Source organism: Bradyrhizobium sp. Ken64 (assembly GCF_055807555.1).
On sequence record NZ_JBVVPA010000008.1, the window covers coordinates 139,725 to 165,426 of the forward strand.

Here is a 25,702-nt window from a genome sequence, read left to right on the forward strand (position 1 = left end):
ATCATCCCGGAATGACTGAAAGCCTCACGCCCCGCGCTTGAACGGCGCGACTTCGATGCCTGCATCCTTCAAGGCCTGCCGCAAACCGCGCGCGATGTCGACGGCGCCGGGCGTATCGCCGTGGATGCACACCGTGTCGGTGCGCATCTTGATGACCTTGCCCGTGACCGAGACCACCGCGCCGTCCTGCACCATGCGCACCACGCGGTCGGCGATCGCCTTGGCGTCATGCAGCACCGCGCCTTGCTTCTTGCGCGAGACGAGATTGCCATCGTCCTCATAGGCGCGGTCGGCGAACACCTCATGCACCATCGGCAGATTGGCGGCTTCGCCGGCCTTCACCAGCTTCGAATTGGCGAGCACGACGAAAATCAGGCTCGGGTCGACCGCCTTGATGCCGGCGGCGATCGCCTTCGCCGTCATATCGTCCTCGCAGGCGACGTTGGAGAGCGCGCCATGCGCCTTCACATGCGTCACCTTGTGGCCGGCCGCGGTCGCGATCGCCTGCAACGCGCCGATCTGGTAGGCGACGAGGTTCTCGATCTCGGAGGCTTTCAGGCCCGCGATCGGATGGCGGCCGAAGCCGTGCAGGTCGCGATAGCCAGGATGCGCGCCGACCGAGACGCCGCGCGCTTTCGCCAGCTCGACCGTCCGGCGCATGATATCGGGATCGCCGGCGTGGAAGCCGCAGGCGACGTTGACCGAGCTCGCCAGGTCGATCATGGCGGCATCGTTGCCCATCTCCCACGCGCCAAAACCTTCGCCGAGATCGCAATTGAGATCGATCGTCTTCATGGGTGCTCTCCGCCTCTGGTCGTCTTGTCGTTACGGTTCCACCGCGACCTGCCAGGTCCCGGCATCAACGGCACTCACAGCATAGCCCGCGACATTGGCATCGCTGAGCGCTTCGATGTTGAGCGCGACGGTATCGGCGGAGCGCAGGCGATCGGGCAGGTTGCGGATCAGCTGCGCAAATTTCCTCGCCTCGTCCTGCGCCTCGGCCATGCTGACCGCCTCGAAGCGGAACGCCGTTCCTGCCGAGGTCTGCGCGAGACGGCCGACATCGGCCGTGATCACGGTCGCGATCTTCGGGTAGCCGCCGGAGGTGCCGCGATCCATCATCAGCGCGATCGGCGCGCCGTTGCCGGGCACCTGGATGCTGCCGTTGACCGTTCCGTCGGAGACGATGTTGTGGCCATGCAGATGCTTGATCGCGGGACCTTCCAGTCGGTAGCCCATGCGATCTGACGTCGCCGAGATCTTCCACTCGCTGTCGAGGAACAGCGCCTTGTTGACGTCGTCGAATTCGTCGTCCTGCGGTCCGAGCAGGACGCGAATCGGACCGCTCGATGGCTTCGGCAGTTCGATGCGCAGGTCCGGTGCACCGCTTGCGGCATCGACGGTGAATTCGTCGCCGGCCTGCAACGGGCGCGGGTAGGGGCTGCCGAGACCGGCACGGGCGTTAACCGCGAGACTGCCGAACACCGGCTCGCCCTTGATCCCGCCTTCGATCGCCAGATAAGTGAACGCGCCGCCGCGGGCAAAGCCCAGGGTCAGCGTCTCGCCGTCTTTCAAGGTCACCGATGTGTCCATGGCGACTGGACTACCGGCCACGTCCGCATTGCGCGGTGCGCCTGACATCGCGACGCGCACGGCACCGTCGCGCGCGGTGAACGAGGCGCCGAACGGGCCGACCTCGACAACGGCTGCGAACGGTTCGTTGCCGACAAGCGTGTTCGCCGCCGCGAGCGACAGGCGGTCCATCGCTCCGCTGACCGTCAGGCCATAGCGTTGCGCGCCATGGCGTCCGCCGTCCTGGACCGAGCTTGCGGGCCCGATGCTGGCGATTACGAGCCGGCTCATGCGACCACCTGCTCGGCGATGATCTCGCCGGCCTCGGCGGCGCGGTCCTGTTCCTCGAACGTCTTGTGGTCGATGGCGAAAAACGTCACGCGATCGCCGGGTTCAGTGAGGAAGGTCGGATTGCGGTGGAGCTGATAGGTTCTGACCGGCGTCCGGCCGAGCAGGTGCCAGCCGCTCGGTGCTGCCAGGCACTGGATTCCGGCCTGGATGCCGCCGATCGAGATCGTGCCGGCAGGCGTCAGCAGCCGTGGTGACTGCCGCCGCGACATCTGCAGGGATTTGTCGAGGCCGCTGAGATAGGACCAGCCCGGCGTGAAGCCGATCATGGCGACCTTGTAGTCGCCGGCGACGTGGCGCGCGACGATGTCGTCGGGCGTGGTGTTTAGCGCCTTCGCGACGTCCTCGAGGTCGATGCCGTGCTCGCCGCCATAGGCGACGGGGATGCGCCAGCGGCGCGCTTTGGTGGGCGGCGGCAGCGGCTGGCTGGCGAGCGCGAGCAGCTTTTCGCCAAGAGCACCGAAGCCGATCTTGCCGGGATCATAATGCACCAGCAGCGAGCGATAGGTGGGCACGGACTCGGTGATGCCATCGATCGGGCTTGCTGCGAGCACCTTGTCGAGCGCCAACACGCGCTGGTTGGCGCCGTCGTCGATGGTACGGCTGAACTCGACCGTGACGGCGCTGTCGCCACTGGGCAGAAGGCGGGGCGGGGGAAGCGTCGCGGACATGGGCTGTCGAAATCGGGCTTCTGGAGATGCGCGGGCTCGGCCTTGAGCTCCGCTTGTTCCTGCTTCGCGTAAATGCGCCCGCAAGTCCAATAAATTAATGCAGGGGGAGCCGATAAAGCCTTGTTATCGCGACGCATAACTGCGCTGCGGCCCTGCATGATTGGTATCCTCTTGGCCCTTGACGCAAGGCCCGCACCCCGCAAGATGCGCGCGTTCTTTCCCGCCCATCCGGAGCTCGTCTGTTTCCATGTCGCTGTCCCCCGAAGCCCGCAAGACCCTCGCCGGCATCACCACTGCCACCATCACAACGGTCCTGCTGAAGAAGGGCCTGCGCAACATCTGGATGCGCGGCGCGCGTCCGCTGCGCCCGGGTCTTCCCCGCCTGGTGGGACCGGCCTTCACGCTGCGCTTCGTGCCGGCGCGCGAGGATCTGGCGACGCCGGAATCCTGGTCGTCGCCGATCTCGACCCGCACCGCGATCGAGGCGATGCCGGAGGGCTGCATCGCCGTGGTCGATGCCATGGGCATCACCGACGCCGGCATCTTCGGCGACATCCTGTGCGCGCGCATGATGAAGCGCGGCGTCACCGCACTCGTCACCGACGGTTTCGTGCGCGACGTCGAGGGCGTGCTCGGCACCAACCTGCCGGTCTGGTGCGACGGCTATGCCGCGCCGCCGTCGGTTGCCGGCCTGACCTTCGTCGGCTGGGGCGAGCCGATCGGCTGCGGTGGCGTTGCGGTGTTCCCGAACGACATCGTGGTCGCCGACCAGGACGGCTGCGTGCTGATCCCGCAGGCGATGCTCGAACACGTGCTCAACGAGGGTGTCGAGCAGGAGCGGATGGAAGCCTGGATCGTCAACGAGGTGAACAATGGCGCGGTGCTCCCGGGCCTCTATCCCATGAACGCCGAGACCAAGGCGCGCTACGCCGCAAGCAAGAAGTAATCGGGAAGGAAACGAGGTAAATCCAATGGAGATCACTGTTGCAGGCACGCGGCCGACACGCCGTGCGCCGAAGGAACATTTCACCGGCACCGTGTGGCAGGACCCCGTGATCATGGCGCCCGCGCCGGCGCGGCTGAACTGCTCGCGCGTCTCGTTCGAGCCAGGCGCGCGCACCAACTGGCATCACCATCCGCTCGGGCAGACGCTGTACGTGATTTCCGGGGTCGGGCGCGTCCAGACCAAGGGCGGGCCTGTCATCGAAATCCGTCCCGGCGACACCGTCTGGATTCCACCGGGCGAACTGCACTGGCACGGCGGGTCGCCAACCAACGGCATGACCCACATCGCCATGCAGGAAGCGCTCGACGGCGTGTTCTCGACCTGGCTGGAGCCGGTGACCGACGCGGAGTACGGGGCGGCGGTCGGGTAGCGTCTCGTGTCCCGGACAAGACGCATCGCCGCAAGGCGATGCGGCGCCGATCCGGGATCCAGAGGTTTGGGACCCACGAAGAATGCTGGTCCCGGCTCTGCGGAGCAGCGTTGCGCGCTGCACCGCGTCCAGGACAAGAGCACCTACATCCGCTCCGCCGTCCAGGTGCCCGTGCACATGGTGCCGCGCCATGTGCCGGAGCCCGAGGTGCCGCTGAGCCGGCCGAAGCCGACGGCGCGCTTGATGCCGGTGCTCAAAGTGACGTTGATGCTGCCGGCGTCCGCGACGCGGCCTGACGCCGTCACCATGGCGCTGCTCGAGGCGATCTGACCGTTGTTGATGCCGATCGCGACGGTCGAGCCGTTGCCGCAGGTCTCGCTCGACGACGAGATACGGACATTCCATGCGCCGTCAAAAGTGCTGGCGCTGGCCTGCGCAGCCGGCAACGCGATGACAATGATTGTGGCGAAGAGAGCCTTGCGAAATCCGTTCATGACACGCCCCTTGGGTTGATCATGCGGGGATCGTGTCACGGCCTTGAAACCGGCGATGTGAGGGCTGTCACGCGCGCGACGGGCTCTGTGATGTCGCGCACGCCGCAATCGATTTGGCGGGCGAAAGCAAAAGGGCCCGCATTGCGGGCCCTTTGTCTCGGTCGGAGTGTCGCCGGAAGTCAGTTCACCCGCGTCCAGGTCTGGCCGCCGCAGAACATGCCGCCGAAAGCGCAGCCCTGCACGCGCAGGCGATCGGTGCCCTTCAGCGCGATGGTTGAATCATAGGTCGAGCCGGAGTTCGGATCGAGGATGCGGCCGGACCATTTTGGGTCCTTGTTCTGGTCCTTGCCGGGCTTCATGTTGATCAGAACCTGCTCGCCATTCTGGTTCGATTTCGAATCGACCGAGTAGCCGCAGAGATTGCTGCCGCATTGCTCGATCCGGACCTTGCCTTCCTTCTCCTCGGTGAGCCAGACGCCGAGCGGTGAATTGAGATCGCGCGTGGGCGCGGTTGCGGGAGCTGGCGGCGCGACGGCCGCCGACTGAACGGGGGCAGGTGCCGGCGCCGGGACGGGAGGCGGAGACGGCGCCGGAGGCGCGGCTGCGACGGCCGGGGCTGGCGGTGGTGCGGGCGGTACTGCGGCCACCGTCGGGGCAGCACTTGGGGCCGGCTGAGGCGGCGGCACAAGCGCGTCTTCCGCCGGAGCGTTGTTAGCCGTGGTGGCCGGAGGCGCCGGCGGGGCAGGAGGCGCGACGGCCACGGGAGCTTGGACGGGAGCTTGGACAGGGGCCTGCTCGGCCGCCGGAGGCGCCGCGACAGGTGCCGGCGCCGGATTGGCAGGCGACCGCGGGTCAGCCTTGGCTTGTTGCGGTGCCTGCGGGTCGGCTTTCGGAGCCCCCTTGGCATCGTTCTTGGTTTTCTTCGCCTTGCCCTGGCCGGTGTTGTCGTAGACGCCGGGAATTTGCACCGTGCCGCGGTCGGGATCGATGCGGATGGTACGCCCGCCATAGTCGAATGTGTACTGCGCCTGCGCAGCGGTGCTCGCCAAAAGGAATGCGGCCGTGGCCAACAGCTTCCTCATTTCGCATCTCCTGAAACAGGTGGTCCCCGCACCGACGCTTACGCCCCGGTTCGATCGCAAAAAGTGATCTAGATCACTGTCACCGTATGAGTCGTGCTCCGGCGGCTGCGGGTTCAATAACACCGGAGCCGGTCCAAAGTTTGGCCGGGGCAAGCGACAGGAGGACGCGGTCCTAATCGAACCAGGCGGCGTAAATCTTCTTGTAGCTGCCGTCCTGCATGGAAATGTGCAGCCATTGATCGACGAACGCCTTCAGCGCCATGTCGCGCTGGAGCCAGTAGGCCTTCTCGGAGAAGTCGAACGGCTTGTCGGGATGCACCGCGCAGAGCACGCCTTGATGCTGCTTTTGCTGGTAGCGCGTCTCGGAGGCGTCGGTCATCATCAGGTCGGCATTGCCCTTGGCGATCTCGTCGAAGATCACGGTATTGTCCGGGAAGACGGTGATGTCGGCGTCCTTGATGTTGGCACGCGCGAAGCGCTCGTTGGTGCCGCCGGGATTGACGATCACGCGCGTGCCCTTCTTGTCGATGTCGGTGATGCTCTGGTACTTGCCGACATCGGCACAGCGCGCGATCGGCGTCTTGCCCTCGCGCATGATCGGCGTGGAGAAGAAGCCCTTCTTCTGCCGGTCGAGCGTGACCGAGACGCCGCCCATGGCGATGTCGAACTGATCGGCCTCGAAATCCTTCATCAGCTTCGGCCAGGCCGTCGGCACGAATTCGACCTTGACGCCGAGCGCCTTGCCGAGCGCCTCCGCCATGTCGACATCGAAGCCGTTGAACTGCTGCGTCGTCTTGTCGAGATAGGTGAAGGGCTTGTAATCGCCGGTCATGCCGACGCGCAACGTGCCGCGCTTGACGATCTCGTCGAGGCGGGACGGCGCCGTCTGCTGTGCGTGGGCCGACAGGCTTGCCAGCAGGACCACGGCCAAAGTCGCCAGAATTCGACTGGTCATTCGAACGATCATCTCTTTTCCACCCATGCCCAAGCTGTCATTGTGCAGCTCTCGATGCCTGTCTTGAGGCTTGGATTTAGACCAGATGCCCGTCGCTGGCGAGGCGGAAGTGAAGGGAATTTTGAAGTGACGATCTCGATGTATGACGCCTCGGTCGGACTCTTCGTGCCGTATCTGCGCAACCTGTCCGCACTGCTCGACAAGGGCGTTGCCTATGCCGAAGCGCGGAAGTTCAATCCGGCCGTGCTGCTCGGCATGCGCATGGCGCCCGACATGTACGATCTGGCGCAACAGATCGGCGAGGCCTGCCGCCATGCCACGGTCGCCGCGGCCTTGCTCGCCGACCGCGAGCCGGTGACGCTGCCGGTGCTGGAGCACGACATGGCCGGACTCCAGGCCCGCATCGCGACGTCGATCGAGTTCATCGAAAGCCTGCCGCGCGCGGAGATCGACGCGGCGGCGGACCGGAATGTCTTCTTCAGGCTGAAGAACGGGACCGAGTTGCCCTTCACGGGGCGGACGCTGCTGCTGACCTTCAGCGTTCCGCAGTTCTTCTTTCACGTCACGACCGCCTACGACCTGTTGCGGCACGCAGGCGTCGAGCTCGTGAAGAAGGATTATCTCGGACGACGATGAGCCGAACCGGCATCCAGTTCGCGCGAAAACGCGCTAGGCTTCGCCCTTGCGCTCATAATCGGCGAGCGAGCTGCGGCCGGCGATCTCGCTGCGCAGCTCCTCGAAGCGCCGATGGGCCTCGTCCTCATGCGCGTCGACGAAATGCACCGCGGCTTCGCCGGTCATCGGGCCGCTGACCACGGGCACGGACTGCTCGCCGATGGTCTCGTGGACGTAGAACTGGCCGTCGTCGCCGCGATGGACCGTCCATTTCAGACGGATCGCCACCATCGGCCCGGGGCCGACCTTGCTGTAGCCGTCGGCGTCGGTGTGCTCCGGCACCAGGGGCTGCTCCTCGACCACCGGATGCTCATCGACCGTCAGGTGCTCGTCGACGAACGCGTGCTCGTCCGCGACCCCATGCTCACCGGCAACCACCATTTCGGTCACGGTGACGGTCTCGGTTTCGCGCACGGTCTCGGTCTCGCGCACCACGAGGACGGGTTCGGGATGCTCCAGGATGCTGGCAATGGTCGCCAACGCGTGGTCGGTCGGGTCGATCTCTGACAAGGGTCCATCCTCCAGCTCGACGCGGCCGGCAAGTCTGTCCCACTGCCGCCGCGGCCGGACTATTACGCGGGTTTGATTAAGGCTGAGTGAGGGCTCGATCTGCACCAAAATGGGACTCATTCTGGCGTTCCGAAGGCGGGCGAGTTGATCGTCCGTCCAGAAGAACCCCCGCCCGGGAGACCAGCCTAGCCCAGGACGTCCTGATTGATGATGTTCTGCCGGATGGGATCGCCGTCCAGCACACTCAGGATGTTGCGCGCGGTCTGCTCGCTCATCCGGCTCACCGCCTCGACCGTGACGCCGGCGACATGCGGGGCCATGATGACGTTGGGCAGTGCGAACAGCGCGTTGCTGACCGGCGGCGGCTCGATCTCGAACACGTCGATGCCGGCGCCGGCGAGCTTGCCCGAGACCAGTGCGTCGTACAGCGCCGCCTCCTTCACGATGCCGCCGCGCGCGGTGTTGATGAGATAGGATTTCGGCTTCATCCGGCCGATCCGCGCCGCGTCGAACAGGCCGACGGTCTCCGGCGTCTTCGGGCAGTGGATGGTGACGAAATCTGCGTGCGGCAGCGCTTCATCGAGATCGGCGACCGGCTCGCAGCCAGCGGCCTTGATGTCTGCGGCGGGTTTGTAGGGATCATAGACCTGCACATTCATGTCCATCGCCAGGCAGCGCTTGGCGGTGCGGGTGCCGATACGGCCGAAGCCGATGATGAGGACGGTCTTGCCGTAGAGATCGAACGGCAGCATGCCGAGCCGGTCGGCCCATTTGCCGTCCTTGACGCAGGAATGCATCTCCTGCGCGCGTTTGGCCAGCGTCAGCATCATGAACAGCGCCTGCTCGGCGACCGAGGGCGAGTTCGCGCTGCCCGCGACCATCAGCGGCACCTTGCGGCGGGAAAGGGCTGGGACGTCGACGGCGTCGTAGCCGACGCCGATCCGGGTCACTACCTTCATGTCCTTTGAGGCTTCGAGCTCGGTCTCGCCGAAAGCGGTGGCGCCGAGCGCCACGCCATGGACCGGCGCGTGGCTCTTCAGCAAGGCTTCGAAGTCCCTGGCGGAGATCAGGTTCGGAAACTCGATGAGCTCAATGTCATCTCGCTGGGTGAGGAGGGCGCGCGCCCCTTGCGACAAAGTTTGCGTGACAAAGATTTTCTTCTTGTTGGTCGACATCGTCCCTACCTGCGCGAGCTTCTTGGCCGGGCCGTCACAATACGGCGCCGGTCGCCTCGTTTAGCAGGTGCATATTGTTGAGGTCCATCGCCAAACGCATGGGTGCCCCGTCCTTGGCGCCCGCATTGGGATCGACACGGCCGCAGACGGGCGTGCCTTCCAGTCCGAAATAGACCAGCGTCTCCATTCCCATCGGCTCGGTGACATCAAGCACGGTGTCGAAGGTCTCGACACCCGGCTCGAGATGCGCGTGCGATTCCGTGAGATGTTCGGGACGGATGCCGAGCAACAGGTTTTCAGCTCGGGGCAGCGCGCTGTAACGGGCGGCACGGGCCGGCGGCAGCGGGAACGAGATGCGGTCCGTCAGACGGACGTTGAGGTTGCCGCCGACGTCCTCGAGCCGGCACGGAATGAAGTTCATCGCCGGCGAGCCGATGAAGCCCGCGACGAAGCGCGTCGCCGGCTTGTGGTAGAGCTCGTTCGGGGTGCCGATCTGCTCAATCCGCCCCTTGTTCATCACCACCACGCGATCGGCCAGAGTCATCGCCTCGACCTGGTCGTGGGTGACGTAGACCGTGGTGGTGCGCACCTTCTGGTGCACCTTCTTGATCTCGATCCGCATCTGCACGCGCAGCTTGGCGTCGAGATTGGACAGCGGCTCGTCGAACAGGAAGACCTTTGGGTTCCGCACGATGGCCCGCCCCATCGCGACGCGCTGGCGCTGGCCGCCGGAGAGCTGCTTCGGCTTGCGGTCGATCAGGTCGGTGATGTCGAGGAGGCGGGCGGCTTCGGTCACCCGCGCCTTGATCTCGGCCTTGGGATAGTGCTTGAGCCGCAGCCCGAACGACATGTTCTCCGCGACCGTCATGTGCGGATAGAGCGCGTAATTCTGAAACACCATTGCGATGTCGCGGTCCTTTGGCGGCACGTCGTTGACGACGTCCCCGCCGATCATGATGTCGCCGTCGGTGATGTCCTCTAGGCCCGCGATCATCCGCAACGTCGTCGACTTGCCGCAGCCGGAGGGGCCGACGAGCACGATGAACTCATGATCGGAGATGTCGAGATCGATGCCGCGCACCGCCTCGACGTCGTCGTAACGCTTGATCACCTTCCGCAACGCAACCTCAGCCATAAGACATCAACCCTTTGTCGCGCCGGCGGTCAGGCCGGCAATGTAATAGTCCATCAGGAAGGCGTAGATGACCAGCGGCGGGGCTGCGCCAAGCAGCGCGCCGGTCATGATCTGCCCCCAGTTGAAGACGTCACCCTTGATCAGCGTAGTGGTGATGCCGACCGGCAGCACGAGCTGGTCGATGGATGTCGTGAACACCAGGGGATAGAGGAACTGCGCCCAGGACACGGTGAAGGCGAAGATGGTCGCCGCGATCAGGCCGGGCAGGGCGACGGGGATGAAAATCCGCGTCAGGGTCTGGAGCCAGGAGGCGCCGTCGATGAGAGCAGCCTCGTCCAGCTCCTTCGGGATCGAGGCGAAATAACCGATCATGATCCAGGTGCAGAACGGCACGGTCAGCGTCGGATAGATGAACACCAGCACGTACCAACGGTTCAGAAGAGTGATGCCGGTGACGTCCTGGACCACCGCGAGCATCTTGAACAAGGGAATGAACAGGAGGCTGTCCGGGATCAGATAGGTGAGAAAGACGCCGGTCGCGAGCGTCGCCGAGCCCCAGAACTTCATCCGCGCTAAAGCAAACGCCGCCGGAATGCTGATCAGCATCGTCACGATCACGACCACGATCGAGATCATCGACGAATTCCAGAAGAACCGCAGGAATTGGTTCGAGGTCAGTAGCTCGACATAGTTCGACAGGGTCGGATGAAATACCCACCACGGATTGGTGGCGGCCGAGATCTCCGCGCTGCTCTTGAGCGAGGTGATCAGCATGTAGATTGGCGGGATCAGGAAGAAGATCGCAAACAGCACCAGGAAAAAGTAGGACCAGCGCAGCGCCCAGGTGCGGTCGCGGCTCATGCTTCGAAGCTTGACCTTGCGTGTCGGTCCGGCCTTGTCGATTGCGAGCGTGCTCATCAGGCTTCGTTCCCACGTTTGTTGACATCGCGCAGGATGAAGACCGCTGCGACGGCGAGGATCGGCACCATGAACAGCGAGACGCAGGCGCCGAGCGGAATGTCGCTGCTCTGGATGCCGACCTGGAACGCCCAGGTGGCGAACAGATGCGTCCGGTCGAGCGGACCGCCGGAGGTGAGGATGCGCACGATGTCGAAATTGGCGAAAGTGACGATCAGCGAGAACAACGTGGTGATGGCGATGATGTTGCGCATCATCGGCAGGGTGATGTGCCAGATCTTCTGCCACCAATTGGCGCCGTCGATCGCTGCGGCTTCGTAGAGCTGGTCGGGTACGGATTTCAGCGCGGCCAGGTACATGATCAGGAAGAACGGCGCGCCGTACCAGACGTTGACGAGGATGACGGAGAAACGCGCCCAGAAGGTGTCGCCGAGCCAGGGGATGGGACCGATGCCGAAGAACGAGAGGGTATAGTTGAAGGCGCTGTAGGACGGGTCGAACAGCCACAGCCATGCCAGCGTGCTCATCGCCGGCGGGATCACCCAGGGCACCAGCAGCATGCCGCGCCATTTACGTTGCTTCTTGCCGGGAATGTTGTGGACGAAATGCGCGACGATGAAGCCGATCAGCGCCTTGAAGACCACGGCGGTAATCGCAAAAATGCAGGACTGTCTCACCACCATCCAGAACGTTTCGCGCTTGAACAGGAAGGTGAAGTTGCTGAGGCCGACGAACTTCGTCATCGCCTTGTTCAGCGTTGCCAGGTAGACCGAATAGAAGGCGGGATAGAGCACGAGCAGGGCAATCAGGAGGATCAGCGGCAGCGTCAGGAAGAACGCGACGGTCGATTTCCTTCCCATTGCGTTGCGCAGGCTCGCCCGTTTGCGCGGGCTTGCGGCTCGAGCGGGACGGCCTTGCTCAACGACGACATCGGCCATGACGTTAGCCTCTTTTGCAGGACACGTAGCAGGACATCTGGAACGGCGAAGCCGGCGCAGCCGTCGGCTTCATTCGGCAAGCGGATCGAGCGAGGGTGCCTCGGCGGCTCACGCGCGAAGCGTGAACCGCCATGGCACGTACCCGGCTCAGGTCCGCATGAAGCCTTCGCACTCGCCCTCGGCCCAGGCGAGCGCGGTTTCCAACTTCTCTCCTTGCGCAAAGCGCAGCGCCATCTTGGTCAGCGTCGCCTGGAAGTAGATCTGCTGGGCGATCTTCGGCGGCGCCGGAGACGCGGCGATCGACATCGTCTGCTGCTTGTAGGGATCCGGATAGTGGAAGAGCGTGCCCTTCGGCGGCCCTTCCTCGGCCCAGGTCTTGAACTTCGTCATGTTCGCGTAGGCCGGGAGATCGTACCCGCCGCTCGCCGCGACGAACTTCTCGATCGCCGCTGGCGAGGACAGGTGAACGAGCAAGCTCTTGGCCGCTTCCTTGTTCTTGCCAAAGGCCCAGACGCCCCAGAAGTACGGCAGGAAGGGCGCAAAACGTCCCTTCGGACCGGACGGGAAGCCGTGCGTCCAGCACTGTTCGGCGACTTGCGGTGCGTCGCGCTTGGCGACCGCCCAGGCACTCGGCGGATTCAGGATCATCGCCCCGCGGCCCGAGATCAGCCATTTGTTGTTGGAGGCATCGTCCCAGGACGGTGCATCCGTGGGCAGGACGGCGATCAGCTTCTTGTAGAATTCGAGTGCCTGCCGCACTGCGTCGGTCTTGACGGTGATATCGCCCTTGGCGTTGACGAGCTCGGCGCCGAACGACTGGAAGATCGCGCCGGCGGTGTCGACGCTGTCGGTGGTCTCGCCGAGACCGATGCCGAAGGGGAAGCCGGCCTTGTGGCAGGCCTCGGCCGCCTTCAGGAACGTCTCCATGGTCCAGTTGTCCGCCTTCGGCGGAGCGCCGATTGGATACATCTCCTGCACGTCGATGCCGGCGTGCTTCTTCATCAGATCTATGCGGGAGCAGGGGCCCTTGATCTGGCTTCCCGGCGTCGCGGGAACTGCGAGCCATTTGCCGCCCGACCGCCCGAGATATTTGACGGTGTCGTTCACCTCGCCGTTCTGCTTGATGAGCGGCTCCATGACGTCGTTGAGCGGTTCGAGATTCTCGGAATAGGCGTGCGGCCACCAGCTCGGCATCTGGAGAATGTCGTGACCGGACTTGGCCTGGGCCTCGGCCGCTGCCGTCAGCTCGATCTTCTTGTTGTTGCTGGTGATGTAGTCGATCGAGACCTCGACCTTCTCCTTCTCGCCCCATTCCTTGACGAGCGCGGTGGAGGCATCGTTGGCGCCGGGCACCCAGTGGTCCCAGAAGCCGATCGAGAGCTTGCCGGCGGCGTAAGCGCCTCGGACATAGGGCGCCGTGATCAGCGCCGCGGAGGACAGTGCAGTGGCAGCCACAAATTGACGTCGCGTCAGTGTCTTGCGTGACATCTCGTTTCCTCGCTTGGGTGTTTTATTGTTCTGGCGTTTCCTCTGAACTCTTCCGAGTTCTACTTTTGATTTTCTTTTCCAAAGTTTCTTGTTCGACGTTTCTTGTTGATGCCGTCGGCTTCGAAGGCAAATTGGTAGCGCGATCAGATCATGATTGATTGCGTCTGTCGAGAAAACCGAACGGCTTGCGCCTAGAACTAACGTTGTGTCCGGGAACGCGGCAGCGCCCTCGACATTATGCGCGGGCCATGAACCACGGCGGGTTGTTTTGCGACGCACACTCGGCGCTGGCGCGCCAGGCCGACATGTGCGCAATTACGCCGCACTTTCCAAGGAGCCTGCATAAGCACCTCGCGGCAAAGACTTTTCGGGCGTGGATAGCAATTGCCCTTGGCTAGACCTCGAAGCGGTGAAAACGATAGAGTTGCAACTGGCAAGTGGTTCTCACCCCCAACAGCCTAATCAGATCGAGATGGAGACCAGAATGATCAACCCGGCGCCGCCCGCGCGGCCTAACCTGCGACGATGGTTCGCGCTGGGATCCGTTTTCGTGTTGCTGCTCGGCGCAGCCGCGGCGAACGCTCAAGGCCTGGTCAAAGGGGTTCAGGAAGGAGCGGCGGCCGGGAACAAGGCGGCAGGTCCGGTCGGTGGCGTGCTCGGCGGCGCCATCGGCGGTGTGGTCGGTGTCTTCACCGGCGTGCTCGGCGTTGGCAATAATGGCAATCAGGCGCCTGCAGCCAAAGATGCGAGCAAGGACGCCAGCAAGGATGCGGCCAAGGACGCCAAGCAGGGCGCCGGCAAGGACAAGGATGCCAAGAGCGCCAAGCCGGGCAAGGGCGCCAAGGCGAGCAAGGAGGCGAAGAACGCGCCGCAGGACAAGGATGTCACGGTCCTGACCCAGACCGGCGCGCCGCAATTGACCGCCGACCAGATCGTCACCAACAGCGACTCCTATATCGAGCGGATCAAGGCCGAACTGAACCTCACGCCCGAGCAGGAGAAGCACTGGTACGGCTTCTCGAGCGCCATGCACTACCTCGGGCATAACGGTGCCGAGCGGCTCAACCTGCGGGTTGCGCGCGCCAAGCGGGATCCTCCCGACGACATCGTCGAGCAGATGCGCAACGAAGCCCAATTCCTCATCGACCGCGCTGCCGATCAGCGCAATGTCGCCGACGCCGCCGAGCCCCTCTATTCGAGCCTCGATGACAAGCAGAAGCAGGTGTTCGTACAGGAGATGGTGCGGCTCAGCCACGAACGAGGACTGGATTGATCAAGTTGAATCGGATCGGGCGCGTCTGAATTAACGGCGCCCGCCACGAATTCGTGAATCCTCTTCGCGATTCGGTTATGATTAGCTTCGGAAGCTGATTGCGGGGTTGATATGGCGGACGGACTCTCCGTTTTCCTGGTCGAAGACGAGACGTTGATCCGGATGATGATGACGGACATGGTGGAGGAACTCGGCCACCACGTCGCCGCGGAAGCGGATAATGTTCGGGACGCCAGCGCTTTCGCCATGACCGCGCAGTACGATCTTGCGATCCTCGACATCAATCTCAAGGGCCTCTACGTCGATCCGGTCGCCGATTTGATCGAGCGTCGCGGCAAGCCGTTTTTGTTCGCCACGGGCTACGGTCCGGAGCTGCTGCCGTCCTTGCTCAGGCGCCGGCCGATCCTGCGCAAGCCGATTTCGATCGATCAGCTAAAGGCGATGATCGATTCGATGTTTCCGGAAGCGGCAGCGAAGACGCCGCACTGAAACCAAGAACAAAATGGCCGCCCGTCAGGGGCGGCCATTTCGCGACGGAATGCGTCGCGTCTCACATCAGGCCGGCGCCGAGATCGATGCCGTGCGCCATCAGGCCGAACGAGGCGACCAGGCCCGTGCAGCAAAACAGCAAGATGGTCTTGAACGAAGAATCAGCCAAACGCCTTTCGATGGTGGCCGGCATCGCGGCGATCGAAATCATGCTCATGTTCATTCCCCCCTTTGTTGCCCCTGAATTGGATCAGGTGAGGGAACTTCTAGAGCAAAAAGTTTGACGCGAGCTTTCGAGGGATCGTTAACGAAATGGCAATTGATGCCGCGTTTTCCGGCACCGTAGCGCAATCATTCGTTTCACTGGCGCCCGTTCTTCAGCACGGTAGCGATAGTGTGGGCTGTCATGGCGGCGCGGTCCGAAGCGCGCTGGGCGGCAAGCCGGTCACGCGCCTTTTCCTCGATCAAGAGCTCGATCAGCGCCAGCCGCTTGCCCTCGTCGTCCGCCTCGAGCAGAAGGCGGTGATAGCGGTGATAGTCGAAACCCAAATCCTGCTTACGCATGTCACGCCCCCGCAACTACGCCACACACAAGCCAAGATTGTTTCTCATCCGGGACGTGCGCGCAAGCACGATCCCGCGCCGAACGCGCGTCCTGTGCAATCAGCTGTGCATGACTGGAACCCGCGGGCGGAGGCGCGCGCCGTTAAGGCTGGTTGTGCTCGGCGAACATCGTCAGGCCAACAAAACTCGCATCGGGTTTCGTGACCAGTCTGGTCGGGATTTCGCGGAGATAGTCCTGGAAGCGTCCCTTGGCTTCGAAGCGCGCCCGGAATGCGGAGGCTGCAAGGAAGTCGGGAAAGCGCGGCACGATTCCGCCGGCGATATAGACGCCGCCGCGTGCGCCGAAGGTCACCGCGAGGTTGCCCGCGACCGAGCCGAGAATGGCGCAAAACATCTCCAGCGTTTTGCGGCTGAGCTCGCAACTGCCTTCCAGGGCCGCCTTCGTGATGGCGGCAGCATCGCGATGCGGCACCTGAGCGCCTTCCACCTCGGCCAGCGCCTCGTAGAGGCTTTGCAGGCCGGAACCGGACAACGCGCCACGCTCGATGGAGACATGGCCGAGGCGTCGGCGCATGCACGCGATCACGCGTTCCTCGCGCTCGTCCTCTGCCGGCAGGGTCGCGTGGCCCGCCTCGGTGACGACGGCCAGCCGTGAGCCGTGGCGCTCGACCAGGCAGGAAACGCCAAAGCCGGTTCCGGGTCCGACGACCAGCAACGGCTCTCCGGGAAGACCCTGCTGTCCGCCGAGCGGGATCAGGTCGGCGGGCTGCAGGGCGGGCAGGGACCAGGCCACCACCTCGAAATCGTTGAGAACATGGACGCTGTCAAAGCCGAGGGCCGGCTGAAGCTCGTTGCCGTCGATGACCCAGGGGCTGTTGGTCATGACGCAGCGGTTGTTGGTCACCGGCCCCGCGACGGCCAGCACGACCCTTGAGGGAGGTTTGCCGTCGGAGCGACGTGCGAGAACATCGGCAATGGCTTCGCGGACGGTCGGGAAGTCCGCCACTTTGACGTAGTCGATCGGTCCGGTCTGATCGCCCTGACTGAGCGCGAAGCGCGCATTGGTGCCGCCGATATCGGCGAGAAGAATCTGTCCTGTCTTGCCGATGGTCATGTCCATATGGCTGCCGCGGCCTTTCGGGCTGCGGGAACCGCTTCCTCCGCTCTATCCGATCGCAAAATGCGAACGGCTTTCAGAATCCGCCCCCGGCGGGATCTAGTCAACACGCATCAGCCCAAACCGTTGCATCCCGGGGCCGACGGGGTGCATTCGCGCAGATGGCCGCACCTGCGGGTGGTTGCGAAGCAGCGCGGGAAGATCGACACTGGAGACGTGCCTTCGGCGCCGGTCGCGCGGGATGGCCTGGAATGGACCATGCGATGAAGATTTCCGACCGCGACGTGCTGCTGGTCATCGACGTGCAGAACGATTTTTGCACGGGCGGGGCGCTCGCGGTGCCGGGCGGCGAGAAGGTCGTCCCCGCCATCAATCGGATCGCCCAAAAATTCGCCAATGTGGTGCTGACCCAGGACTGGCATCCCCGCGATCATGTCTCCTTTGCGCCGAACCATGCGGGCAAACAGCCGTTCGAGACCATCGTGCTCGACTACGGCGTCCAGGTGCTGTGGCCGAGCCATTGCGTCCAGGGCACGGCGGGCGCTGAATTTCATCGCGATCTCGACACCGCCCGCGCAAGCCTGGTGGTGCGGAAAGGGTTTCGGCGCGGCATCGATTCCTATTCGGCGCTGTGCGAGAACGATAAGAAAACGCCGACCGGCCTGCTCGGATTTTTGCGCGAACGCGAGTTGAACACCGTCTTCGTCGCCGGCCTCGCGTTCGACTACTGCGTCCGCTTTTCGGCGGAGGATGCCCGCAAGGCGGGGTTCGAGGTCGCCGTCATCGAGGACGCCTGCCGCGGCATCGATCTCGACGGCTCGGTGGCCGCGACCCATCAGAGTTTTCGGGAGCGCGGTATTTCGCTCGTCAGCTTCGAGGCCTTCCTGTGAAGACCGTAAAATAGCCATGGCGGAGAAGACCGGTAAACAGCTGCGCGCACCGGGCCCGGTCCCGGATGACCCGCTGCTGTGGCCGTTCGCTGCTGCTCGGCTGGCCATGGACGCCTGCTTCGGATGGCTCGAGCGCGGTTCGCCGGAGCAGGCCGACAGCAGCCTGCCGTGGACCACGCCCAACTCCGTCGCGCTGGAGCTTGCGACCATGCGCCTGCGCAATTGCGCGCGGACGGGGGCCGGTCAGCCGGCACTGGTCTGCGCGCCCTATGCGCTGCATCGGGCCCTGATCGCCGACTTCGCCCCCGGCCACAGCGTGGTGCAGTCTCTGCAAAATGGCGGCATCGACCGGGTCTATCTTACCGACTGGCGCTCGGCCGCACCCGACATGCGCTATCTCTCGATCGACAGCTATCTCGGCGATCTCAACGTCGCCATCGACGAGATCGGCGCGCCGGTCGATCTCGTCGGCCTGTGCCAGGGCGGCTGGCTGTCGCTGCTCTATGCGGCGCGCTTTCCCGCCAAGGTGCGGCGGCTGGTGCTGGCAGGCGCGCCCGTCGACCTCTCGATCGAGTCCAGGCTGTCGCACCTCGCCCGCAACGCGCCGGAGATGGTCTATGACCAACTCGTCGCGCGGGGCGGCGGCAATGTCAGCGGCGACGAGATGCTGCGTGTCTGGTCGAAGGCGCCGAGCCGCGACGACATCGTGACGGCGCTGCAAAGCGACCTCTCCGGGGAGGAAGGCGCGGCGTTGCTGGCACGCTTCGAGCGCTGGAACGCCGAGCCTCTTAATCTGCCCGGCACCTATTATCTCGAGATCGTCAATTGGATTTTCCGGGAGAACCGGATCGCGCGCGGCGAATTCACGGTACTCGGCCGCGTGATTGATCTGAAGGACGTCAAGGCGCCGGTCTTCCTGCTGGCCGGGCTCGATGACGACGTCGTGCCGGCTGCGCAGGCGCTCGCCACCGCCGGCTTGCTCGGCACACGACCGGCCTTCATTGCGGCGGCCTCCCAGCCTAGCAACCATCTTGGCCTGTTCATGGGCGCGCGGACCCACACCCATGCCTGGCCCCGGATCGCCGAGTGGCTGCGCGACGATCTGCCCGGCATGCTGGTGCGCAGAGCCTGAGACGACCCCAAGGGCCGGGCGGCGAAGCTGCAAATCCGTTATGCATGCCGTCGAATGGCCTGCACGGGGCCATGTCGATGGGTTAAATGGAGTCCAGAACTGGCGGAGGCCGGTCGCGACGAGACAAAGGGACTGTGCTCGATGAGTTTCCACTCGATCTATGCCCACGGATTTGCGCGCGTGGCAGCCTGCGTTACCACTTCTCATGTGGCCGATCCCACGGCCAATGCGAAAGCGGTTCTGGCGGCGGCGAAGGACTGCCACGCGCAGTCGGCGGCGGTTGCCGTGTTTCCCGAGCTCTGCCTGTCCGGCTATGCGATCGAAGATCTCGTAAAGCAGGACCCGCTGCTCGATGCGGTCGAGCGCGGGCTTGTGGCCATCGTCGAGGCATCCTCGGCGCTGATGACCGTCCTGATCGTCGGCGCGCCGCTGCGCTTCGGCAACCGCATCTACAATTGCGCGGTCGTGATCCATCGCGGCAAAGTCCTCGGCGTCGTGCCCAAGAGCTACCTGCCGACCTATCGCGAATTCTACGAAGGACGGCATTTCGCCTCCGGCGCCGGCATCGTCGGAGAGATGGTCGCCTTTGGCGGGCTGCACGCCCCGTTCGGCGTCGACCTCCTGTTCGCGGCCGAGGACGTACCGGGCCTGACCATCGGCGTCGAGATCTGCGAGGACATGTGGATCCCGGTCACGCCGGCCTCCGAGCTCGCGCTCGCGGGCGCGAGCGTGCTGATCAATCTCTCGGGCAGCCCGATCACGATCGGCCGCGCCCGCTCGCGCGCGCTGTTGTGCCAATCGACTTCGGCGCGCTGCCTTGCGGCCTACGTCTATTCAGCAGCCGGGGCAGGGGAATCGACCACCGATCTTGCCTGGGACGGCCAGACCTCGATCTACGAGAACGGCGTCCTATTGGCCGAGGGTGAGCGGTTTCGGCAGGGCGGCCAGATCACGCTGGCCGACGTCGATCTCGACCTGCTCAGGCAGGAACGCGCGCTGATGGGAACCTTCGACGACAACCGCCGGCAGCGCGAAGCCTTCTTTCGGAAAGTCGGCTTCGCCCTGAAGCCGCCGACGGCCGATATCGGCTTCCTGCGCAAGGTCGAGCGCTTTCCGTTCGTGCCGAGCGACGAGAGCCTGCTCGAGCAGGACTGTTATGAGGCCTACAACATTCAGGTCGCGGGCCTCGTTCAGCGCATGCGCGCGACCGGCACCAGGCGCGTCGTCATCGGCGTCTCGGGCGGGCTCGATTCCACCCACGCTTTGATCGTCGCCGCCAAGGCGGTCGATTTGCTCGGCCTGCCGCGTGAGAACATTCTCGCCTACACCATGCCGGGCTTTGCGACCGGCAGCGAGAGCAAGACCAATGCGCTGGCGCTGATGAAGGCGTTGCAGACGAGTTGGCAGGAGCTCGACATTCGCACCACGGCGACGCAGATGCTGAAGGACATCGGCCATCCCTTCGGCAAAGGCGAGAAGGTCTACGACGTCACCTTCGAGAACGTGCAGGCGGGCCTGCGCACCGACTATCTGTTTCGGCTCGCCAACCATCAAGGCGGCATCGTGATCGGCACCGGCGATCTCTCCGAGCTCGCGCTGGGTTGGTGCACCTATGGCGTCGGCGACCAGATGGCGCACTACAACGTCAACGCCGGGGTCCCGAAGACGCTGATCCAGCATCTGATCCGCTGGGTGATTGCCTCGAAGCAGTTCGGCGACGACGTCAACCGGACGCTTGGTCTGATCCTGGTTGCTGAAATCTCGCCCGAGCTGGTTCCTGCCGAGCCGGGCGAGAAGCCGCAGAGCACGGAAGCTTCCGTCGGTCCCTACGAGCTCCAGGATTTCAACCTGTTCTACACACTGCGGTTCGGCATGCGGCCGTCCAAGATCGCCTTCATGGCGCTGCAGGCGTGGAAGGACGTGGCCCACGGCGAATGGCCGCCGGCATTTCCGACCGATAAGCGCAAGGCATACGATCTCAAGGAGATCCGCCGCTGGCTGGAGGTGTTCCTGCGCCGCTTCTTCGCATTCAGCCAGTTCAAGCGCTCGGCGATGCCGAACGGACCCAAGGTTTCGGCCGGCGGCTCGTTGTCGCCGCGCGGCGACTGGCGCGCGCCGTCGGATTCGAGCGCAGCGGCGTGGCTTGAAGATCTCGAGCGGAATGTGCCGGTTTGAACGGGAGATGAGCGATGTCGGCCGGCGATGGGCCCGAGCAGGGCGGCAACCCACAGAAGGTCCTCAACGGCCTCTACATCTTTGAGATTGAGATGCGCGACGGCAAGCGTGGCCAGGCCAAAGGCGTCGTCGTGCTCTGCGAGGGCCGCATCATGGGCGGCGACAGCTATTTCTACTACACCGGCAGCTACACCTTCCGGAACGGGAAATGGCGCGGCGACATGACCGTCAATCAGCACACCGAGGCCGTCGGCAAGCCACTCGCGTTCGGCGGCAGGGAAGTGACCTGCGGCTTTTCGGGCGACTACTCCGCCGACGGCGCCGAGGTCGAAGGCATGGCGCTGGTTGGCAAGACCAGCGTGACATTCACGGCGCGGCTCACGCTGAAGGACTCGATGCGAGACCCGCCTGAGATGTGACACCCGCGTGATCGTCCCTCGTTCCTGATCAGGAACCTTCGCACCCACAGAACGTTCGCGTCGGTTGTTGCGAATTTCCGAGGAGAGGGACCATGCGCAAGCACTTGATGTTATCGACCGCAGCTATCGGACTGATGCTTGCTTCGGGCATCGCCTACGCCCAAGCGCCCGGTGAGCGGAGGGACGAGCCGAGACGGACCGAGGAGCCGGCGAAAGGCGCTGCGACGCAACGCGGCGGCGGCGCCCAGGAACGTGTTCAAGAGCGCGCGCAGGGCGCCCAGGAGCGATTGCAGGGCGCCGGCCGCGAGGAGAAGGGCGGCGCTGCCAAGCAGGAGGCGAGTGACGATAAGCGCCAGCCGGCCGGTTCTGCAGAGCGCAACCAGCCGAAGTCGAAGGATCAGGCCCAAGACTCCCGCGAGCCCTCCCGCGAGCCTTCGCGCGATCGCAACGCGGAAAGCACGAAACCCGGACGCGACAGCAAGAGCAGCGCCGAGACGAAGCAGGACAAGTCCGCGCCGCAGAAATCAACAGCGGAGTCCGAGAAGTCCAAATCCGGTACGTCTAGCCAGCAGAACGAGCGCACGGGAGCTGCGGCCAACCAGAACGAGCGCAACCAGACGCAGCCGCCGCGCAACGCGGCTGAGCAGCAGCCGTCCGCCCAACAGCACAACCGGCCGGCCACCGCGACCGACACGAACCGCACGGCGCCGACCAACAATGCGCAGACCGCGCCTGCCAATTCGGGCACGCAGACCAATCAAGCCAACCAGACGACCCAGACCAACTCGCAAACCAATCAGCAGACGCAGGTCTCGTCCGAGAAGCAGGTGCGGATCTCCGAAACGGTGAGCCGTGCTCACCTGGCGGAGCCGGAGCGCAATCTGAACATCTCGATCCGTGTCGGCGAGACCATTCCCTCACGCGTGCGCCTCCACAGGCTTCCGCCCGAGATCGTCTCGATCGAGCCCGAATATCGAGACTATGAATACTTCACGACCGGTGACGACGTCGTCATTGTGGAGCCGCGGACGCATCGCATCGTCAGCCAGGTGCCTCGCGATCCCTCACGAGCCCGCGCCCAGATGAGCGGCGGCACCTCATCGAGCGTGGCGGCCGCCGGCGGCAGCAATGTGAACTGCCAGATCATGCGGCGTGACGCCTCGGGCAATGTGGCCCAGGCAGAACCCTCGACCGTAGGCTCGACCGCGCGAAGCGATTCCCTGAGCGTGACTGTCCAGATGCCCGGCGGCGGCTCGTCCGCGCCAATCGCCCTCGGTGCTCCCGCGGGCAACATCGTGGTCGCGACGCAAGGGCAGGGCGACTGCACGGTGACGATCGAGCCGCAGACGCGCTAGCGCCCGTGTCGGCATAACGACGCTAAAACGACTTCGCGCCGCACGGCTGATCAAGCCGGCGGCGCGAAATCACGTTCAATCTAGAAAGTCCCGAGGTCCGGAGTGCCTAGGAGTCCGGACCTCGTAACCTTGCCCCAGCCTTTGATCCCCCCGCCCCATGTGGTCCCCCAACCCCGTGGTGCGCGATCAGAGGGTGATGCCCTTGGAAGGCCGCCGATCGATGTCCCGCGATGTACGCGACATCGAAATAGGATTCCATTCCGGATCACTACGGACTCGAACGCGCTTGATCCGCGCGCGGATGCATGCGTCTGCACGCGCCGCACTCGCTGTGCCTGAATTCGATGCACGCGACCGCGGGGATGTCCACACCTCCTCATCGCTGCGGAACCTGCATTTCACCGGCCTGTCATTGAACTGGTCTAGCGCTGCTCCCGTGATCGCTGACGGTCAAAGGAGCAAGCCATGTCAAAGCCGGTACTGGGCGCCGCGTTGTCCATCAAATCGATCCCCGCGCACCGCGACTGGCTCCTGGAACGGCAGCGCGATCTCGAGATTCAGGATTTCTTTCGCGCGGATCTGCTCGACGGCGACTGGCGAAGTGCTGCTAGCGAAATCAAGCAGATGCTCTCAGGTCACACCGGCCGGCTCGGCATCCACGGACCGTTCTGGGGCTTCGCGATCGGGAGCCACGACCCGATGATCCGCCAAGTCGTGACGAAACGCCTGCTTCAGGGCCTCGAAGCCGCCGAGTTTCTCGGCGCGACGCAGATGGTGATCCATTCGCCGTTCACGACCTGGGACCACAACAACCTCGACCTCTATCCGGATAATCGCGGCAATCTCGTCGAACGCGTCAAGGCGACACTGGCCGAGGTGATCGTGCGCGCCGAAACCATCGGCTGCGAGATCGTCATCGAGAACATCGAGGACAAGGATCCGCGCGATCGCGTGCGTCTCGCCAAGGCGCTCGAAAGCAGCAAGGTGCGCGTCTCCCTCGACACCGGCCACGCCAACTACGCGCACATCTCCACCGGCGCGCCGCCGGTCGACTACTATGTCGAGACTGCCGGCGACATGCTGACGCACGTCCACCTGCAGGACACCGACGGTTTTGCCGACCGGCACTGGGCCCCGGGCGAAGGCAATATCCCGTGGGTCGCAGTGTTCCGCGCGCTGGGCCGGCTGAATTCCAACCCCCGGCTGATCCTCGAACTTCGCAATCACGACGACGTCCGCGCCGGCGCAGCCCATCTCGCCGCGCTTGGTCTCGCCGAATAACCGCATCATCCAGGGCAGGGGTTCCCATCATGAGCAAGCTTACCCGTCGCACCGTTCTGAAATCCGGCGGCGCTGCCGCAAGCACGCTGCTGCTGCCGCGTTTTGCCATCGCGCAGGCCGACAACCGTCCTTCGGTGACGATTGCCGTGCAGAAGGTGACGAATTCGAACGTGCTCGACGTGCTGCGTGAGCAGTCCAATGTCGGCGAGCGCGTGTTCTTCTCCTCGATCTGGGAAGGCCTGATCTCCAAGAACTGGCGCGGCAGCCTTGAGGCGGTGCCGGGGCTTGCCACCGAATGGCGCCGCATCGACGACCAGACTGTCGAGGTGAAGCTGCGCCAAGGCGTCAAATTCCACAATGGCGACGAACTGACGTCCGAGGACGTCGTCTTCACGTTCAGCCGCGAGCGCATGTTCGGTGAGAGCGAGGCCAAGAGCCGCAGCACCATCCAGGCTTTTGAGAAGATCCCGACGCCGCGGCCGGGCAAGGAGCTGCCGCCGGACGTGCCCGCGGTCGCGCGCCGGATCTGGCCGGACCTCGTGCGCGTCGATGCCGTCGACAAGTACACGGTGCGCTTCTACAACGCGACGCCCGACGTCACGATCGAGGGTCGGCTGTCGCGCTACGGCTCAGATATCGCGAACCGCCGCGCCTGGGCTGAATCCGCGAGCTATCTCGACTGGGCGCGCAAGCCTGTTACCACCGGTCCCTACAAGGTCGTCGAACTCAAGCCCGACGTGTGGCTGACGCTGGAAGCCCACGACGAATATTGGGGCGGCCGTCCACCGCTCAAGCGCATCCGCTTCCTCGAAGTGCCCGAGGTCGCGAGCCGCATCAACGGGCTGCTCTCGGGCGAGTATCAGTTCGCCTGCGACATCCCGCCGGACCAGATCGCGGGCATCGAGAAGAACGCGGCCTTTGAAGTGCAGGGCGGCACCATCCTCAATCACCGCCTGACCGTGTTCGACAAGAACCACGCCCAACTCGCCAATCCGCTTGTAAGGCGCGCCTTCACCCATGCGATCGACCGCCAGGCGATCGTCGACAGCCTGTGGGCCGGGCGCACCCGCGTCCCGAAGGGCCTGCAGTGGGAGTTCTACGGCGACATGTTCAATGCCGACTGGAACGTGCCGGCCTACGATCCCAAGCTGGCGCAGGACCTGCTGAAGCAGGCCAACTACAAGGGCGACCCCATTCCCTATCGGCTGCTCAACAATTACTACACCAACCAGGTCGCGACCGCGCAGGTGCTGGTCGAGATGTGGAAGTCGGTCGGCCTCAACGTCCAGATCGAGACCAAGGAGAACTGGTCGCAGATCATGGAGCGCGCGCCGACGCGCGCGGTACGCGACTGGTCGAACTCGGCCGCCTTCAACGATCCGGTGTCGTCGCTGGTTGCCCAGCATGGCCCCAACGGCCAGCAGCAGCAGATCGGCGAGTGGACCAATGCCGAGCTGAACACGCTGTCGGAGTTCCTGGAAACCTCGATCGACCGGGCTGCCCGCAAGAAGGCGTTCCGTCGCATGCTGGAGATCGCCGAGCGCGAAGACCCGGCCTATACGGTGCTGCACCAGAACGCGACCTTCACGGCCAAGCCGAAGTCGATCAAGTGGAAGGCGTCGCCCGCCTTCGCGATGGATTTCCGCGCCGGCAATTTCGAGGCCTGATCG

Annotated in this window: 27 protein-coding genes; 12 read left to right on the plus strand and 15 right to left on the minus strand. The window is 64.3% G+C overall.

Translation table 11 applies throughout. The features are described 5' to 3' along the window. Window positions 1–24: 24 nt before the first annotated feature. From AC0L2F_RS16215 to pxpB, 3 genes are read right to left on the minus strand one after another with little or no spacing between them, the layout of a single operon-like run. On the minus strand, window positions 25–795 hold the full coding sequence (locus AC0L2F_RS16215; protein WP_473249016.1) for a LamB/YcsF family protein: 771 nt from the start codon (window positions 793–795) through the stop codon (window positions 25–27). A 30-nt stretch (window positions 796–825) separates the two neighbouring features. Further along, entirely contained in the window at window positions 826–1,863 is a 1,038-nt protein-coding gene (locus AC0L2F_RS16220; protein ID WP_063996309.1) for a 5-oxoprolinase subunit C family protein, read from the minus strand. Then, on the minus strand, window positions 1,860–2,591 hold the full coding sequence (gene pxpB, locus AC0L2F_RS16225; RefSeq protein WP_473249017.1) for a 5-oxoprolinase subunit PxpB: 732 nt from the start codon (window positions 2,589–2,591) through the stop codon (window positions 1,860–1,862). The genes AC0L2F_RS16220 and pxpB overlap by 4 nt, the downstream gene beginning before the upstream one ends. A gap of 247 nt (window positions 2,592–2,838) precedes the next feature. Between pxpB and AC0L2F_RS16230 the strand changes: the two genes are divergently transcribed. Continuing rightward, complete coding sequence (locus tag AC0L2F_RS16230; protein ID WP_473249018.1) at window positions 2,839–3,537, plus strand: ribonuclease activity regulator RraA; 699 nt, start codon at window positions 2,839–2,841, stop codon at window positions 3,535–3,537. 25 nt (window positions 3,538–3,562) lie between these two features. Next, window positions 3,563–3,967 carry a (R)-mandelonitrile lyase gene (locus AC0L2F_RS16235; protein ID WP_473249019.1) on the plus strand — a complete coding sequence of 135 codons (405 nt, stop codon included), beginning with the start codon at window positions 3,563–3,565 and terminating at the stop codon, window positions 3,965–3,967. Window positions 3,968–4,110: 143 nt separating this feature from the next. Here the strand turns inward: AC0L2F_RS16235 and AC0L2F_RS16240 are convergent, their stop codons facing one another. The 3 genes from AC0L2F_RS16240 to AC0L2F_RS16250 form a co-directional block, all read right to left on the minus strand. Continuing rightward, on the minus strand, window positions 4,111–4,461 hold the full coding sequence (locus tag AC0L2F_RS16240) for a hypothetical protein (RefSeq protein WP_473249020.1): 351 nt from the start codon (window positions 4,459–4,461) through the stop codon (window positions 4,111–4,113). A gap of 179 nt (window positions 4,462–4,640) precedes the next feature. Further along, complete coding sequence (locus AC0L2F_RS16245; RefSeq protein WP_473249021.1) at window positions 4,641–5,543, minus strand: DUF2147 domain-containing protein; 903 nt, start codon at window positions 5,541–5,543, stop codon at window positions 4,641–4,643. 172 nt (window positions 5,544–5,715) lie between these two features. After that, window positions 5,716–6,498, minus strand: a complete 783-nt coding sequence (locus AC0L2F_RS16250; RefSeq protein ID WP_473249022.1) for a transporter substrate-binding domain-containing protein — start codon at window positions 6,496–6,498, stop codon at window positions 5,716–5,718. A 138-nt stretch (window positions 6,499–6,636) separates the two neighbouring features. On the opposite strand from AC0L2F_RS16250, the gene AC0L2F_RS16255 reads away from it, so the two are divergent. Beyond that, window positions 6,637–7,134, plus strand: coding sequence for a DUF1993 domain-containing protein (locus AC0L2F_RS16255; RefSeq protein ID WP_063996957.1), 498 nt, complete (start codon window positions 6,637–6,639; stop codon window positions 7,132–7,134). 33 nt (window positions 7,135–7,167) lie between these two features. Here the strand turns inward: AC0L2F_RS16255 and AC0L2F_RS16260 are convergent, their stop codons facing one another. From AC0L2F_RS16260 to AC0L2F_RS16285, 6 genes are all read right to left on the minus strand, one after another. After that, window positions 7,168–7,683 (minus strand): hypothetical protein, encoded by a 516-nt coding sequence (locus AC0L2F_RS16260; RefSeq protein ID WP_007590921.1) that lies wholly within the window; start codon window positions 7,681–7,683, stop codon window positions 7,168–7,170. 185 nt (window positions 7,684–7,868) lie between these two features. Further along, the gene (locus AC0L2F_RS16265) at window positions 7,869–8,858 is read right to left on the minus strand and encodes a hydroxyacid dehydrogenase (RefSeq protein WP_473249023.1); all 990 of its coding nucleotides are present in this window, start codon (window positions 8,856–8,858) and stop codon (window positions 7,869–7,871) included. A gap of 34 nt (window positions 8,859–8,892) precedes the next feature. Beyond that, entirely contained in the window at window positions 8,893–9,993 is a 1,101-nt protein-coding gene (locus tag AC0L2F_RS16270) for an ABC transporter ATP-binding protein (RefSeq protein WP_063996314.1), read from the minus strand. A gap of 6 nt (window positions 9,994–9,999) precedes the next feature. Next, complete coding sequence (locus tag AC0L2F_RS16275; protein WP_018457902.1) at window positions 10,000–10,911, minus strand: carbohydrate ABC transporter permease; 912 nt, start codon at window positions 10,909–10,911, stop codon at window positions 10,000–10,002. Next, window positions 10,911–11,849 carry a carbohydrate ABC transporter permease gene (locus AC0L2F_RS16280; protein WP_007590928.1) on the minus strand — a complete coding sequence of 313 codons (939 nt, stop codon included), beginning with the start codon at window positions 11,847–11,849 and terminating at the stop codon, window positions 10,911–10,913. Before AC0L2F_RS16280 ends, AC0L2F_RS16275 begins: the two co-directional genes overlap by 1 nt. 147 nt (window positions 11,850–11,996) lie before the next feature. Further along, the gene (locus tag AC0L2F_RS16285; RefSeq protein ID WP_063996315.1) at window positions 11,997–13,337 is read right to left on the minus strand and encodes an ABC transporter substrate-binding protein; all 1,341 of its coding nucleotides are present in this window, start codon (window positions 13,335–13,337) and stop codon (window positions 11,997–11,999) included. Window positions 13,338–13,821: 484 nt separating this feature from the next. Here AC0L2F_RS16285 and AC0L2F_RS16290 point away from each other — a divergent pair, with 484 nt between their 5' ends. Together AC0L2F_RS16290 and AC0L2F_RS16295 are read left to right on the plus strand one after the other, a co-directional pair. Next, on the plus strand, window positions 13,822–14,610 hold the full coding sequence (locus AC0L2F_RS16290) for a Spy/CpxP family protein refolding chaperone (protein WP_473249024.1): 789 nt from the start codon (window positions 13,822–13,824) through the stop codon (window positions 14,608–14,610). A 111-nt stretch (window positions 14,611–14,721) separates the two neighbouring features. After that, on the plus strand, window positions 14,722–15,099 hold the full coding sequence (locus AC0L2F_RS16295; protein ID WP_063996316.1) for a response regulator: 378 nt from the start codon (window positions 14,722–14,724) through the stop codon (window positions 15,097–15,099). 61 nt (window positions 15,100–15,160) lie between these two features. Here AC0L2F_RS16295 and AC0L2F_RS16300 read toward each other — a convergent pair whose 3' ends face one another. The 3 genes from AC0L2F_RS16300 to glk form a co-directional block, all read right to left on the minus strand. Next, window positions 15,161–15,316 (minus strand): hypothetical protein, encoded by a 156-nt coding sequence (locus tag AC0L2F_RS16300; RefSeq protein WP_473249025.1) that lies wholly within the window; start codon window positions 15,314–15,316, stop codon window positions 15,161–15,163. A 143-nt stretch (window positions 15,317–15,459) separates the two neighbouring features. Then, entirely contained in the window at window positions 15,460–15,663 is a 204-nt protein-coding gene (locus AC0L2F_RS16305) for a hypothetical protein (RefSeq protein WP_063996317.1), read from the minus strand. Window positions 15,664–15,805: 142 nt separating this feature from the next. Next, window positions 15,806–16,777: a glucokinase gene (glk, locus tag AC0L2F_RS16310; RefSeq protein ID WP_473249097.1), complete on the minus strand. Its 972-nt coding sequence runs from the start codon at window positions 16,775–16,777 to the stop codon at window positions 15,806–15,808. A 254-nt stretch (window positions 16,778–17,031) separates the two neighbouring features. On the opposite strand from glk, the gene pncA reads away from it, so the two are divergent. From pncA to AC0L2F_RS16345, 7 genes are all read left to right on the plus strand, one after another. After that, a complete protein-coding gene (gene pncA / locus AC0L2F_RS16315; protein WP_473249026.1) occupies window positions 17,032–17,670 on the plus strand; it encodes a bifunctional nicotinamidase/pyrazinamidase in 639 nt (212 codons plus the stop codon). Window positions 17,671–17,686: 16 nt separating this feature from the next. Next, window positions 17,687–18,802 carry an alpha/beta fold hydrolase gene (locus tag AC0L2F_RS16320; protein ID WP_473249027.1) on the plus strand — a complete coding sequence of 372 codons (1,116 nt, stop codon included), beginning with the start codon at window positions 17,687–17,689 and terminating at the stop codon, window positions 18,800–18,802. Between the two features lie 141 nt (window positions 18,803–18,943). Further along, complete coding sequence (locus tag AC0L2F_RS16325) at window positions 18,944–20,977, plus strand: NAD(+) synthase (protein ID WP_473249028.1); 2,034 nt, start codon at window positions 18,944–18,946, stop codon at window positions 20,975–20,977. Window positions 20,978–20,991: 14 nt separating this feature from the next. After that, entirely contained in the window at window positions 20,992–21,396 is a 405-nt protein-coding gene (locus AC0L2F_RS16330; protein ID WP_473249029.1) for a GrlR family regulatory protein, read from the plus strand. A gap of 92 nt (window positions 21,397–21,488) precedes the next feature. Continuing rightward, window positions 21,489–22,751: a DUF1236 domain-containing protein gene (locus tag AC0L2F_RS16335; protein WP_473249030.1), complete on the plus strand. Its 1,263-nt coding sequence runs from the start codon at window positions 21,489–21,491 to the stop codon at window positions 22,749–22,751. A gap of 465 nt (window positions 22,752–23,216) precedes the next feature. Further along, window positions 23,217–24,032 carry a sugar phosphate isomerase/epimerase family protein gene (locus AC0L2F_RS16340; RefSeq protein WP_007610437.1) on the plus strand — a complete coding sequence of 272 codons (816 nt, stop codon included), beginning with the start codon at window positions 23,217–23,219 and terminating at the stop codon, window positions 24,030–24,032. Between the two features lie 29 nt (window positions 24,033–24,061). Continuing rightward, entirely contained in the window at window positions 24,062–25,699 is a 1,638-nt protein-coding gene (locus AC0L2F_RS16345) for an ABC transporter substrate-binding protein (protein WP_473249031.1), read from the plus strand. Window positions 25,700–25,702: the final 3 nt, after the last annotated feature.